This is a genomic window from Rhodanobacter sp. FW021-MT20, assembly GCF_041107475.1.
GTDB lineage: Bacteria > Pseudomonadota > Gammaproteobacteria > Xanthomonadales > Rhodanobacteraceae > Rhodanobacter_A > Rhodanobacter_A glycinis.
Map to the genome: position 1 here is coordinate 79,932 of NZ_JBGBPX010000013.1, position 13,970 is coordinate 93,901.

8 protein-coding genes are annotated in these 13,970 nt (G+C 65.4%); 5 read left to right on the plus strand and 3 right to left on the minus strand.

The genetic code is table 11. The annotated features are described in order from the left end of the window. Positions 1-65: 65 nt before the first annotated feature. From pgm to tkt, 4 genes are all read left to right on the plus strand, one after another. Positions 66-1,715, plus strand: coding sequence for a phosphoglucomutase (alpha-D-glucose-1,6-bisphosphate-dependent) (pgm, locus tag AB7849_RS13960; RefSeq protein WP_369501182.1), 1,650 nt, complete (start codon positions 66-68; stop codon positions 1,713-1,715). 67 nt (positions 1,716-1,782) lie between these two features. Then, positions 1,783-2,325: a cytochrome b gene (locus AB7849_RS13965; RefSeq protein WP_037101419.1), complete on the plus strand. Its 543-nt coding sequence runs from the start codon at positions 1,783-1,785 to the stop codon at positions 2,323-2,325. A gap of 100 nt (positions 2,326-2,425) precedes the next feature. Next, on the plus strand, positions 2,426-3,082 hold the full coding sequence (locus AB7849_RS13970; protein ID WP_008214376.1) for a VIT1/CCC1 transporter family protein: 657 nt from the start codon (positions 2,426-2,428) through the stop codon (positions 3,080-3,082). A 102-nt stretch (positions 3,083-3,184) separates the two neighbouring features. Beyond that, on the plus strand, positions 3,185-5,233 hold the full coding sequence (gene tkt, locus AB7849_RS13975; protein WP_369501183.1) for a transketolase: 2,049 nt from the start codon (positions 3,185-3,187) through the stop codon (positions 5,231-5,233). A 149-nt stretch (positions 5,234-5,382) separates the two neighbouring features. Here the strand turns inward: tkt and AB7849_RS13980 are convergent, their stop codons facing one another. Further along, positions 5,383-6,909, minus strand: coding sequence for a mercuric reductase (locus AB7849_RS13980; RefSeq protein WP_008214372.1), 1,527 nt, complete (start codon positions 6,907-6,909; stop codon positions 5,383-5,385). Next, on the minus strand, positions 6,909-8,192 hold the full coding sequence (locus AB7849_RS13985) for a glucoamylase family protein (protein WP_369501184.1): 1,284 nt from the start codon (positions 8,190-8,192) through the stop codon (positions 6,909-6,911). The genes AB7849_RS13980 and AB7849_RS13985 overlap by 1 nt, the downstream gene beginning before the upstream one ends. 277 nt (positions 8,193-8,469) lie before the next feature. Here AB7849_RS13985 and AB7849_RS13990 point away from each other — a divergent pair, with 277 nt between their 5' ends. Further along, the gene (locus AB7849_RS13990; RefSeq protein ID WP_369501185.1) at positions 8,470-12,381 is read left to right on the plus strand and encodes a GH36-type glycosyl hydrolase domain-containing protein; all 3,912 of its coding nucleotides are present in this window, start codon (positions 8,470-8,472) and stop codon (positions 12,379-12,381) included. Between the two features lie 99 nt (positions 12,382-12,480). Here the strand turns inward: AB7849_RS13990 and AB7849_RS13995 are convergent, their stop codons facing one another. Then, positions 12,481-13,905 (minus strand): FAD-binding oxidoreductase, encoded by a 1,425-nt coding sequence (locus AB7849_RS13995; RefSeq protein ID WP_008214366.1) that lies wholly within the window; start codon positions 13,903-13,905, stop codon positions 12,481-12,483. Positions 13,906-13,970 lie beyond the last annotated feature (65 nt).

A 13,970-nucleotide genomic window follows, 5' to 3' on the forward strand; every position in this document is an offset into this window, starting at 1 on the left:
TCATTCGCCATTTCGTCTTATCCGCCAGTCGATTGCGCCGCTTTGCAGGGCAGGGGAGTATTCGCATGAGCACCCACGTCAGCCCGCTCGCCGGCAAGCCGGCACCGGCCTCGCTGCTGGTCGACGTCTCCAAGCTGTTGGCAGCCTATGGCGACTTGCGCCCTGATCCTTCGGTACCGGCCCAGCGAGTGGCCTTCGGAACGTCCGGTCATCGCGGCAGTTCGTTCGAGCGCAGCTTCAACGAGTGGCACGTGTTGGCGATCAGCCAGGCCATTTGCGAGTACCGCAAGGGCAAGGGCATCGACGGCCCGCTGTTCATCGGCTTCGACACGCACGCGCTGTCGCAGCCGGCGTTCGAAAGCGCGCTGGAGGTGCTGGCCGCCAACGGCGTGCAAACGCTGATTGCCAGGCGCGGCGAGTTCACTCCCACGCCGGTGATATCGCATGCCATCCTCACCTACAACGAAAAGCGCAACGCGGGGCTGGCCGACGGTATCGTCATCACGCCTTCGCACAATCCGCCGGACAACGGCGGTTTCAAGTACAACCCGCCCAATGGCGGCCCGGCCGACACCGACATCACCGGCTGGATCCAGCAACGTGCGAACGCCTTGCTGGAAGGCGGGTTGAAGGAGGTCAAGCGCGTGCCGTTCGAGCAGGCCCGCCGCGCCGACACCACCCGCGAGCACGATTACCGCGAGGCCTATATCGGCGATCTCGCCAACGTGGTCGACTTCGACGTGATCCGCAGCGCCGGCGTGCACATGGGCGTGGATCCGCTCGGCGGTGCCGGCGTGCATTACTGGGCGCCGATCGCCGAACGCTACAAGCTCGACCTCACCGTGGTCAGCGACGAGGTCGACCCGCAGTTCGGCTTCATGACGGTGGACTGGGACGGCAAGATCCGCATGGATCCGTCTTCGTCCTACGCCATGCAGCGGCTGATCGGGCTGAAGGACCAGTACGACGTGGCCTTTGCCTGCGACACCGATCACGACCGCCACGGCATCGTCACCCGCAGCAGTGGGCTGATGGCGCCCAACCACTACCTGTCGGTGCTGATCGACTACCTGTTCCGCCACCGGCCGCAGTGGAACGCCAGCGCGGCGGTGGGCAAGACCGTGGTCAGTACGGCCCTGATCGACCGCGTGGCGAAGCGATTGGGGCGCAGGCTCTATGAAGTGCCGGTGGGCTTCAAGTGGTTTTCCGAGGGGCTGTTCGACGGTTCGCTTGGCCTCGGCTGCGAGGAAAGCGCCGGTGCCTCGTTGCTGCGCCACGACGGTTCGGTGTGGACCACCGACAAGGACGGCCTGGTGCCGGCGCTGTTGTCGGCCGAGATCGCCGCCCGCGAGGGCAAGGACCCCGGCCAGTTGTATGCCAAACTGACCGGCGAGCTGGGCAAGCCGTTCGCCGACCGGGTCGAGGCGGCGGCCACGCCGGCACAGAAGGCCCGGCTCGCCAAGCTGTCGCCGGACCAGCTGAAGATCGAGCGGCTGGCCGGCGAGAAGATCGAACAGGTACTGAGCCATGCACCGGGCAACGGTGCAGCGATCGGCGGCATCAAGGTGGTGGCGGCCAGCGGCTGGTTTGCCGCGCGCCCGTCCGGCACCGAGGAAATCTACAAAATTTACGCGGAGAGCTTCAGCAATCCCGAAGAATTGCAAGGCATTCTGGCCGAGGCACAGAAAATCGTCGATGGCGCCATCGCGGGCTGATTCCGGTTTGCCGTGGCCTTGACTGCACACACACTGCGCCTTCCTTGTCACCTGTCCGGGGTCGTCCATGCCTTCCACAAACCTGAAATCACGCTACGCAGCATCCAGCCGGTGGATGCACTGGATTATCTTCGCCCTGGTGCTGCTGGCCTACCTTTGCATCAACCTGTTCGAGCTGTTTGCCAAGGGTAGTGCCGCCCGTGCCAATGTGCTCGCCTCGCATTTCGTTGCCGGGATCGCCGTGCTGCTGCTGATATTGCCGCGGCTATGGTTGCGACTGCGCAACGGCCAGCCGCCGATCTCGCCGCCGCCGCCGCGCTGGAGCGAACTGATGGGCAAGCTCACCCATCTGGCCCTCTATGCGTTTCTGTTGATCCAGCCGATCCTGGGCGTGATCACGCTGCAGATCGAGGGCAAGCCGGTCGTGCTGTTCGGCTTGACCCTGCTGCCCTCGTTCGTGGGCCAGCCCGACCGGGCGCTGGCGCACCAGATCGAGGAAATCCATGGCACTATCGGCACCATCTTCTACTACGTGATCGCGCTGCATATCCTGGCCGCGCTGTGGCACCACTTCGGCCGCCGCGACGACACCCTGAAGCGGATGCTCTGAACACGCCGTATCCGGCAGGGTACGGTCCATGCACATGCCCTGATCGCGGAGAACATGCGTGTCCCGACGCCACCACAACGAACGACACCTCACCCGCCGGATGGGCTGGTTGCGCGCGGCCGTGCTCGGCGCCAATGACGGCATCGTTTCCACTGCCAGCCTGGTGCTGGGCGTGGCGGCGGCTCATGCTTCCGGCCATGCCATCCTGGTCGCCGGCAGTGCCGGGCTGGTCGCCGGTGCGATGTCGATGGCGGCCGGCGAATACGTCTCGGTGCACTCGCAGGCCGACAGCGAACATGCCGAACTGGAGAAGGAAAGGCACGAGCTGCTGACCGACGTGGCCGGCGAGCACAAGGAACTGGCGGCGATCTACGTCGGTCGCGGGCTGGACAAGGCACTTGCCAACCAGGTCGCCGAACAGCTGATGGCGCACGATGCGCTGGATGCCCACGCCCGCGACGAGCTGGGCATCACCGAGATCCTGCGGGCCAAGCCGCTGCAGGCCGCCGGTGCTTCGGCGCTGAGCTTCGCGATCGGTGCGGCATTGCCGCTGCTGGTGGTGCTGCTGAGTCCGGCCTCCGTGCTGCTGTGGTCGGTGTTCATCACCTCGCTGGTCTTTCTGGCCATCCTCGGCGGGCTGGCTGCCCGTACCGGCGGTGCCCGAATCCGCGCCGGTGCCATCCGCATCACGTTCTGGGGTGCGCTGGCGATGGCGATCACTACCGGTGTCGGCATGCTGTTCGGCGTGGCAGGCTGAGCAGCCGCCGGCGTCCCGGCGGCAGGACGGGATGACGTCCGCTTGACCTGCGCCCGGTCATCCTGTGCGAGTACTCATTCCCGTCCGCGCGAGGCTAGCCCCATGACCGACGCCACACTCGACCAGCAATGCATCGATACCCTGCGTTTCCTGTCGGTGGACATGGTGCAAAAAGCGGACAGCGGCCATCCCGGCCTGCCGCTCGGTGCGGCACCGATGGCCTATGTGCTGTGGACGAAGCACATGAAGTACCAGCCGAAGGACCCGCACTGGTTCGACCGCGACCGCTTCGTGCTATCGGCCGGGCATGGTTCGGCGCTGCTCTACAGCCTGCTGTACATGGCCGGCTACGACCTCTCGCTGGACGATCTGAAGCAGTTCCGCCAATGGGGCAGCAAGACCCCCGGGCACCCCGAACGGGGCCATACGCCGGGCGTGGAAACCACTACCGGCCCGCTGGGACAGGGGTTGGCCAATGCCGTCGGCATGGCCATGGCCGAAGCGCAACTGGCCGCACGCTACAACCGGCCTGATCACGCAGTGGTCGACCATCACACCTTCGCCATCGTCAGCGACGGCGACCTGATGGAAGGCGTGGCATCGGAAGCCGCCTCGCTGGCCGGTCACCTGCAACTGGGCAAGCTCACCTGCCTGTACGACGACAACTACGTCACCCTGTCCGCCGGCACCGACATCACCTTTTCCGAGGATCGCGCCAAGCGCTTCGAGGCCTACGGTTGGCATACCGTGACCGTGGAAGATGGCAACGACCTCGATGCGATCGATGCCGCACTGCAGGCAGCGCGCAAGGAAACCACGCGACCGTCGCTGATCCTGGTGCGCACGCATCTCGGTTTCGGTTCGCCCGAGCAGGACAGCTTCAAGGCGCACGGTTCGCCGCTGGGCGAAGACAATGTGCGCGCCACCAAGCAGAAGCTCGGCTGGCCCACCGAGCCGACGTTCCTGGTTCCGGACGAAGCACGCGAGCATTTCCGCCAGGCCGTATCGCGCGGCTCCCGCGACGAAGCGGCTTGGGACGAGCGCATGGCTGCGTATGTCCGTGCCTTCCCCGAATTGGCGCGCGAGCTGCTGGGCCGCCTGCGCGGCGAACGGCCGCCGGGCTGGGATGCGGACGTTCCCGCGTTTCCTGCCGATGCCAAGGGACTGGCCACGCGCGAGGCTTCCGGCAAGGTGATGAATGCGATCGCGCCGGCGTTGCCCGCGCTGGTCGGTGGTTCGGCCGATCTCGATCCCTCGACCAAGACCGCACTGAAGGGCCTGGGCGACTTCAATCCGTCGCCATCGCCCGGCGAAGACGAGCAGGGTTCCGATGGCGGCGGCTGGAGCCGCGCTGGCCGCAACCTGCATTTCGGCGTGCGCGAACACGCGATGGGCGCGATTGCCAACGGTCTGGCCGCGCATGGCGGCTTCATCCCGTTTACCGCCACCTTCATGATCTTCTCCGACTACATGCGTCCGCCGATGCGCCTGGCCGCGCTGATGGGCTTGCACGTGGTCAACGTGTTCACCCACGACAGCATCGCTCTGGGCGAGGACGGCCCCACCCACCAGCCGGTGGAGCAACTGGCAAACCTGCGCGCGGTGCCCAACCTCACCGTGATCCGTCCGTGCGACGCCAACGAAACCGCCGAGGCCTGGCGCGTGGCGCTGGAAACCCGCGACCGCCCGGCGGTGTTGGTGCTGACCCGGCAGGCCTTGCCCACGCTGGACCGCCAGCAGTACGCCGGCGCCGACGGCTTGCGTCGCGGCGCCTATGTGCTCAGCGATGCCAAGGACGGCAAGCCGTCGCTGATCCTGATCGCCAGTGGCTCCGAAGTGGCCCTGATCCTGGCGGCGGCCGAGTGCCTGCGCGGCGAAGGCATCGCCGTGCGTTGCGTGTCGATGCCGAGCTGGGAGCTGTTCGACGCCTTGCCGCAGGCCGAGCGCGACAAGGTCTTGCCGCCCGGCGTGACCGCGCGCCTGGCGGTCGAGCTGGGCGTGTCGCAGGGCTGGGAGCGTTACGTCGGCCCGCACGGCGATATGCTCGGCGTGGAACGTTTCGGCGCGTCCGCTCCGGCCGAGGTATTGCTGCGCGAGTACGGATTCACCGTCGACAACGTGTGCAAACGTGCGAAAGCCTTGCTGGGCTGAGCACGCCCCCTGCACCCTTTCCGCCCCAATGGTAGGAGCCCGCTGGCGGGCGATGCTGTTGTTTTCCGGTTCGGAGAGCGTCAGAGCAAAGAGCATCGCCCGCTAGCGGGCTCCTACAGAGGGCACGGGGATAGGCGGAGGCTTTAGCCTCAACGCGCCAGCCAGCGCCCCAGTCGCTCGCGGATGCGTGGCGTCAGTCGTGTGCGTCGATAGGCGTCGGCGGCGCGACGGATGGCTTCGGCCTGGGTGGGGTAGGCGTGGATCACCCGGCCAAGGCCGCGCAGCCCCAGCCCGGCCACCATCGCCAGGGTGATGCCGTTGATCATCTCGCCGGCGTGGCTGGCCACGATGGTGGCGCCGATGATGCGATCGGTGCGGCCTTTGACGTGGATCTTCACGAAGCCGCGTTCCTCGCTGTCGGTCACGGCGCGATCGATCTCGTGCATGGGCACGGTGAAGGTCCGGACCGGGATGCCGAGGCGGTTCGCTTCGCGCACGTACAAGCCGACGTGGGCGATTTCCGGGTCGGTGAAGGTGCACCACGGAATCACCAGTTCGCTCAGTCGCTCGCGACCGTGGAACAGGGCGTTCTGCACCACGATGCGGGCGGCGGCGGCAGCGGCATGGGTGTATTTGTGCTCCATGCAGACGTCGCCGGCGGCGTAGACGTTCGGCTGGCTGCTGCGCAGGAAATCGTCGACGTGGATGCCGCGCTCGGCATCGTGATCGACCCCGATGGTGTCCAGTCCCAGACCCTGCACGTTCGGCACATGCCCGATGCCGGTGAGGATGGCATCCACTTCGATGGTGTTGCGATAGTTGTCGCTGACCAGGTCGACCTGTTTGCAACCGTTGCTGCTGCGTACCTCGGTGACGGTGGTGTTCAAGCGCACTTCCAGGCCATCGCGTGCAAACGCGTCGGACAGCAGTTGCGCCGCGTCGCGTTCCTCGCGTGGCAGGAACAGCGGTTTGTCCTGCACGATGGTGACCTTGGCTCCCAGCCGACAGAATGCCTGCGCCAGCTCGCAGCCCAGCGGGCCGCCACCGATCACCAGCAGTCGCGAGGGCAGCCTGGTGAGATCGAACACGTTTTCGTTGGTCAGGTAGCCTGCCTGCTTCAAGCCGGGAATATCCGGAATGCTCGGCCGAGCCCCGGTGGCGATCAGCGCCTTGTCGAAGCGCAGGGCCTGCTCACCGATGCGCAGGCAGTCGGCGCTTTCGAAACGGGCATCGCCGAAAAACACATCCACGCCCGCGGCGATCAGCCGCTGCACGGAGTCGTCGCCGCTGAGGTGGGCACGCACATGCCGCACACGTTCCATGGCGCGGGCGAAGTCCGGAGGTATGTCATCGGGGGCGCGGGCGCCGTAGTGGTTTGCGTCGCGCATTTCCGCATACAGGCGTGAGGTGCGGATAAGCGCCTTGGACGGCACGCAGCCGGTATTGAGGCGACTGCCACCGATTTGCGCGCGCTCGATCAACGCGACCCTGGCGCCCAGCGCGGCCGCCGTTTCCGCGGCCACCAGCCCGGCCGCGCCGGCACCGATGATGGCCAGGTGATAGCGCGTCGCCGGCTGCGGATTGCGCCACCCTTCGGGGCGAACGTTGGCCAGCCGCTGTTGCTCGGCGTCATCCCGCGGTGTCGCTGGCGCATCCTTTTTCGTCGTCCCGGCCATCAGCGCGCATCCTCCGCGGCATCGGCCAGCCAGCCATCACGAAAGCCCGCCCTATGCAGGCCATCGATAATAGGCTGGCAACGCCGCATCCATTGCCAGAGCCGGCCGCTGCGAAAGTTCTCGATCATCATCAGCACGATGCCCTGGTCCAGACCGTAATGCCCCGGCGATACCCAGGCGCGGCCATCGTCACCGGCCAGCGAGGGATTGAAGCTGGCCGCCAGACGATCCTGGTGCAGAACCTCGGGATAATGATCGAGCACGTGCCGCAGCGTGCCGAGCGCGATGTCCGGAGCGAACGGCAGCGAGGCCAGGATTGACGGCGGCGACAGCGTGCCGTCGTCCGGTCCGTAGGGAACGCCGCGCGCGGCGTAGCCGAACAGCCGGCGTTCTTCGTTGGCCACGTCCGGCTGGTCGTCGGAAGGACCATCGCAGGCCGACAGTCCCCAGCAATTTTCGTCATAGCCCGCGAATTCGTGTGGGTTGATCCTGGCGTATTCGCGCTGGACCAGCGTGGCGCGTCGGCTGTTCTCGAAATAATCCGAACGCTTCTCGTGCATGAAATGGTCATGGATGCCACGGAAGTCGATCCACGCGTGCGAAAAATGATGCACGAACAGCGGGCCGGCATAGAGGTAATCCTGGTCGTACAGATTTTCCCACTGGTAGGTGGCCGTCCATTCCTTGTAGCAATCATCGGTGATGCGATGCGTGGGCGAGCCGGCGGCCAGCGCATACAGCAGAATCGCCTCGCTGTAGCCTTCCCAGCCGTAATGCAGGAAGCCGCATTCGGGTTTCCAGCCCTGGCGGATCGTGGGGCCGCCATCCTGTGCCCAACGCCAGTCGACGCGGCGATACAAGGCATCGGCCAGGTCGCGCAATTCCTTTTCCCCGGGCGAATCCGCGTCGAAATACGTGCGCGCGACCAGCATGCCGGCGATGAGCAGGGCGGTGTCGATCATCGACAGCTCTGACGACCACACGCGCGTACCGCGGTCCATGTCCAGAAAGTGGTAGTAGAAGCCCTTGTAGCCGGTGGCATCGGGCTTGCCGCTCTGGTCGGAGTTGCGGAAGAAGCGCAACGTGACAAGGCTGCGCTGCAAGGCATCGGCGCGACTCATCCAACCGCGTTCCACTGCTACCGGGTAAGTGGAGAGGGCGAAGCCGACCACGGCGATGCTCGATGGCGAATGCTCGCGCGAGGTATCCGCCACCAGCCCGTTGCGCGGATTGCACGCCTGCATGAAGTAGTTGAACGAAGCCTGTTCGAGGCGATCAAGCATGGCGTCATCGGCGAGCGCGCAAAGTTCCGCGGCAGCGGCGGCGCTGGACGGAATGGACGATGATGATCGTTCTTCGGGCATGGTGGGCCGGTCAGTGGCAGGAATCCCCGGAATCATCCCGCGCGACGTGCATCGAGCGTGTGTAGAGCGCTACGTGCCGCTGATTTCACGCGGCATTTCCCCGGGCGGGCCTTAGTCTCGTGCTTTCCCCGTCTGACGCGCACGGGACCGTAGCGGCGAGGCCGAAACGGATCGTGCGGAGGAGTTTCCCCCACCCATGTCTTCGCAAGCTTCGTCACGCGTGAACGTTGCGCATCCCGTGCAATGGCTTTCCAACGGCAGCTATTCCGCCTTTCTCGACGCGTCCGGTTCAGGCGGCAGCCACTGGCGGGGGCAGGCGGTTACCCGTTGGCACGAGAATCCCGTGGGCCACGCCTGGGGCAGCTTCATTTTCCTGCGCGACGAGCACAGCGGTGAAACGTGGTCGGCCACCCAACAGCCCTGCGGTGGCGAAGCGGAAGAATTTGCCGTCGACTTCCATGAAGGCTCGGTGCGCGTGCAGCGTTGCCACGACACGCTCGAAAGCGTGCTCGACGTGGCAGTGGCTGGCGAACATGACGTGGAACTTCGGCGCATCACGTTGACCAACCACGGCGATCGCCCGCGCACGATCACGTTGACCTCGTATGCGGAACTGGTGCTCGGGCCAGCCGGTGCCGATGCCTCGCACCCGGCCTTTTCCAAGATGTTCGTGCAGACCGAATGGGTGGAGCAGGGCGGCGTGCTGCTGGCCACGCGACGCAAACGCAGTTCGGACGAGCCCAGCGTATGGGCTGCGCACATGCTGCTTGTCGACGGACAGGATGGGGATACGCACGAATTCGAATCCAGCCGGTTGCGCTTTCTCGGGCGTGGCCACGTGCTGCGCGACGCACACGCCATGCGGCCCGGCATCGGCTTGTCGAACAGCAGCGGCTGCGTGCTCGATCCGGTATTCAGCCTGCGCCGTGGCGTGACACTTGCACCCGGCGCCAGCGTGAAAGCCATGTTCTGGACCGCGCTGGCCGATTCGCGCGAAAGCGTGCTGTCGTTGCTGCCGGCATTACGCGTGGCGGACGCTGCCGATCAGCTGCTCCGCAGCGCACAAGCGCACGCGGCGTCGCGGCGTCAGCAACAGGATATCGATGTGTCGCAGGCAGCGCATTTCGACGGCATGATCGGACCGCTGCTTCGCGCCGACAGTCATTGTCGTGCGCCGGCGGAGGTCGTGGCCCGTGGTCATGGCGGTGCCCCGGTGTTGTGGGGCTCCAGCATTTCCGGCGATCGACCCATCGTGTTGCTGCATGTTGCGGATGAAGCCGGCCTGGCCTCCGCCCACGAGTTGCTGCGGGCACAGCGCTATTGGCAGTCGAAACGACTGGCCTGCGATGTGGTGATGTTGGGCGCGGCTGACCAGCATGACGCGCTGGCCAAGCTGGCCAAAGCGCAGAACGACACGCTGAAAGCGGCAAAGAACGCCGTGAAGGCGGAGTGCTTCGCATTGGACGACGCGGCCATCGACGCGAGCGTGCGCGATGGCCTTCGCACCGTGGCGCGCATCGAGCTGGACGCCGCCAAGCCGTGGCCCGCAGCCGATTATGGTCGGCAGTCGATCGACAGTGCGCCGACCGGAAGGGCGCCGATTCCGCGTGCTCCCACGCGTGAATCCCCCGATGAAAACGACACCGAGGCACGCGAATTCGACAATGGCCTGGGTGGCTTTGTCGACGGTGGCCGCAGTTACGCCATCAGCCTGAAGGGCGAGCAGCGCACGCCGATGCCATGGGTCAACGTGATGGCCAACGCGGATTTCGGTTGCCTGGTGTCGGCCGAAGGTGGCGGCTACACATGGTCGATCAACAGCCAGCAAAACGCGCTGACGCCGTGGCCCAACGACTCGGTGGCCGACATGCCGCACGAGGCGCTGTACCTGCGCGACGAAGACGGCGGCGAGGTGTGGAGCGCCACAGCTTCGCCGATCCGGGTGCCCTCCGCGCGCTATCGCACCGTGCATGGCAAGGGCTGGAGCCGCTTTACGCATCGGGCGCACGACATCGAGGTGGAACTGCTGCAATGCGTGCCGTCCAGCGGTTCGTTGAAGTTGTCGCGCCTGCGTCTGCGCAACGGTTCGGCGCATGCGCGGCATCTGACGGTCACCAGCTATGTCGAATGGGCGTTGGGTCCCAACGGTGCCGTCACGACGCCGTATGTGGTGACCTCCCGCGACGAATCCACCGGCGCCATGTTCGCCCGCAATGCGTGGCGCGAGGAATTCGGCGAACGCGTGGCCTTCATCGATCTTGGCGGGCAGGGCACCACGTGTTCCGGTGATCGTCGCGAAGTGCTCGGCCAGCATGGCGACGTGGGTCGACCGGATGGTCTGATCCGAGGCGAGCCGCTCTCCGGCCACACCGGTGCCGGGCTTGATCCGTGCGGTGCGTTGCAAACGCGTATCGAACTGGCGGCAGGCGCACAGGTCGAGCTGGTGTTCATGCTTGGCGATGCCGCATCGGAAGCCGAGGCGCAGGCATTGATACGAAAGTATCGCGACACCGATGTCGACGCCGTGCTGGCCGGAATACGCGATACCTGGGACCGGGTGCTCGACACCGTGCAGGTGCACACGCCAAACCGGGCCATGGATATCGTGCTGAACGACTGGCTGCCCTACCAGACGCTGGGTTGTCGGATGTGGGCGCGCACCGCCTATTACCAGGCCAGCGGTGCCTACGGTTTCCGCGACCAGTTGCAGGACTCGATGGCGCTATGCGTGTCGCGTCCCGATGTTGCGCGTGAGCATCTGCTGCGTGCGGCCGGGCGCCAGTTCGCCGAGGGTGATGTGCAGCATTGGTGGTTGCCGCCGACCGGGAAGGGTATCCGCACCAAGATTCGCGACGATCGCCTGTGGTTGCCTTACGTTGCCGCTCATTACATCAAAAGCACCGGCGACCAGGCCGTGCTCGACGAAGCGCTGCCTTTCCTCGAAGGCGATGCGGTCAAACCCGATGCCACTGATGCGTTCTTCTTCCCCGGCGTCTCCGACGACAAGAGCAGCCTGTACGAACACGCCGCCAGGTCCATCGATTCCAGCCTGGCCACCGGTTCGCACGGCCTGCCGTTGATGGGTACCGGCGACTGGAACGACGGCATGAATAACGTGGGCGCGCAAGGGAAGGGCGAAAGCGTCTGGATGGGCTGGTTCCTGCTGTCCACCATCGAAGCTTTCGCGCCCTTCGCCGAAACCCGTGGCGACGGCGACCGCGCCCAACGATGGCGCCAACATGCCGACGATCTGAGAGCCGCACTGGATGGCGAAGCCGGCTGGGATGGCGAGTGGTATCGACGCGGTTACTACGACGACGGCACGCCGTTGGGCACCCGCACCAGCGAGGAATGCCGCATCGATGTCATTGCCCAGTCGTGGAGCGTGCTGGCCAACGCATCCAACCGGCAGCACGCCGCTGCAGCGATGGATGCCGTGGAGAAATATCTGGTGATGCACGACAAGGGCATCGCCCTGCTGTTGACGCCGCCCTTTGACCGCACACCGAAGGATCCCGGTTATATCAAGGGTTACCCACCCGGTATCCGCGAAAATGGCGGCCAGTACACCCATGGCGCCACCTGGTCGGTGTTCGCCCTGGCGCAACTTGGCCAGGGCAATCGTGCCGGCCAATTGTTCGACAGGCTCAACCCGATCAACCACAGCCGCAGTGCCGCCGCCATCGAGCGTTATCGGGTGGAGCCGTACGTGGCTTGTGCGGACGTCTATTCGGTAAAGCCGTACGTGGGTTGTGGCGGCTGGACCTGGTACACCGGCTCGGCGGCATGGATCTATCGGGCGGGACTTGAAGCCATCCTCGGCTTCCATTTGCAAGGCGACCGTTTGCTGATCAATCCCTGCATTCCCAGGGACTGGTCACACTACGAAATCACCTATTGCCGTCACGGCGACAAGGACACCCTCACGCGTTACGAGATCACCGTCGAGAATCCGGATCATGTTTGCTCTGGCGTTGCCAAGCTGGAACTGGATGGCGCGGTGCCATCGCAAGGTGCTGGCGAAAGCCCAGGTATTGCGCTAGTCGACGACGGGAAAACCCATCAGGTGCGAATCGTCCTGGGGAACGCGCACCGCCGTCCGGAATAATTTCAACCATCCGCGACCCTGTGCGGGTGCTTTTTCCCGTCATTCCTGCGGCTCACTCGGCCTGCATCGCCGCGGCGAAAACAGGCCCGAAGCCTTCCTTCAGCGGGAAGCCACCGCCAGCACCTTGCCCGGATTCATGATCCCCAGCGGATCCAGCGCCTGCTTCACGGAGCGCATCAACGCCAGCTCGAGCGGTTCCTTGTAACGCACCAGCGCATCGCGTTTGAGCTGGCCGACGCCATGCTCGGCACTGATCGATCCGCCCACGGCATGCACGCTGTCGTGCACCAGTGCGAACACGTCGTCCTGCCGGGCCAGCAGACTGGCGTCGGTCCAGCCTTCGCCGGGCGCCACGTTGTAATGCAGGTTGCCGTCGCCAAGGTGGCCGAAGACCACGTTGCGAATCCCTGGGAATGCCTGCTGCAAGGCATGGTTGGTGTCGCGCACGAAATCCGCCATGCGCGACACCGGAATCGATACATCGTGCTTGATGGCCTTGCCCAAGGCCTTTTCCGCCAGCGGAATGCTTTCGCGCAGATGCCACAAGGCGTTGCTTTGCGCCACGGAACCGGCAATCACCGCATCCTTGACGCAACCCGACTCGATGGCCTCGCCCAGCACGGTTTCGAAACGTTCGCGCGCATGCGTCTCGCTTTCGCTGTCGGACAGTTCCAGCAGGGCATACCAGGGCAGGGCGGCAGCTCCGCCTTCGAACGGCAGGCTTTGCTGGGGAAAGCAGCGCACCACGGATGCCAGGCAGTCGCCGGACATCAGTTCGAAGCCGGTGAGTGAAGCGCCAAAACCGCGGCGCGCGCGCGACAGCATGCCGATCGCATCCTCGATCGACGCCAATGCCAGCAGCGCGGTGCAGCGTGCCACCGGCAACGGATAAAGCTTGAGCGTGGCGGCGGTGATGATGCCCAGCGTGCCTTCGCTGCCGATGAACAAGTCACGGAGGTCGTAGCCGGTGTTGTCCTTGCGCAGCCCGCGCAAGCCATGCCAGACATCGCCCTGCGCCGTGACCACTTCGAGTCCGAGCGTAAGCTCGCGCATCGTGCCATAGCGCAGCACCTGGGTGCCGCCGGCATTGGTGGAAAGATTGCCGCCGATGGTGCAACTGCCTTCGGCCCCCAGGCTCAGTGGGAACAATCGACCCGCGCCGTGCGCAGCCTCCTGCACTGTTTGCAGCACGCAACCGGCCTCGACCACCATCGTGTCATTGTCCGGATCGATGCTGCGCACGCGATTCAGGCGTTGCAGCGAAAGCACCACTGCATGACCGGACTCATCCGGCGTGGCGCCACCGCACAGGCCCGTATTGCCGCCCTGTGGAACGATGGGCACGCCGGCAGCGGCGCACGCACGCACCACGGCAGCCACTTCATCGGTCGAACCCGGGCGCACCACGGCCAACGCGCGGCCGCTGTAGCGTTCACGCCAATCCGTCAGATACGGCGCAGCATCAATGCCGGTCAGCACGTGTGGTTCGCCTGCGGCAAGGCGCAAGTCATCCAGATGGCTCATGGTCGTTCCCGAATCCAGGGCAGGGGAGGCGGGCATTGTAGGGCCACGCGGTGCCCGGGAGGCTC

What these genes read in the sequence shown, in the direction of transcription:
- pgm (WP_369501182.1), top strand. Translation starts at nt 66, where the DNA reads ATGAGCACCCACGTCAGCCCGCTCGCCGGCAAGCCGGCACCGGCCTCG.
- AB7849_RS13965 (WP_037101419.1), top strand. Translation starts at nt 1,783, where the DNA reads ATGCCTTCCACAAACCTGAAATCACGCTACGCAGCATCCAGCCGGTGG.
- AB7849_RS13970 (WP_008214376.1), top strand. Translation starts at nt 2,426, where the DNA reads ATGGGCTGGTTGCGCGCGGCCGTGCTCGGCGCCAATGACGGCATCGTT.
- tkt (WP_369501183.1), top strand. Translation starts at nt 3,185, where the DNA reads ATGACCGACGCCACACTCGACCAGCAATGCATCGATACCCTGCGTTTC.
- AB7849_RS13980 (WP_008214372.1), bottom strand. Translation starts at nt 6,909, where the DNA reads ATGGCCGGGACGACGAAAAAGGATGCGCCAGCGACACCGCGGGATGAC.
- AB7849_RS13985 (WP_369501184.1), bottom strand. Translation starts at nt 8,192, where the DNA reads ATGCTTGATCGCCTCGAACAGGCTTCGTTCAACTACTTCATGCAGGCG.
- AB7849_RS13990 (WP_369501185.1), top strand. Translation starts at nt 8,470, where the DNA reads ATGTCTTCGCAAGCTTCGTCACGCGTGAACGTTGCGCATCCCGTGCAA.
- AB7849_RS13995 (WP_008214366.1), bottom strand. Translation starts at nt 13,905, where the DNA reads ATGAGCCATCTGGATGACTTGCGCCTTGCCGCAGGCGAACCACACGTG.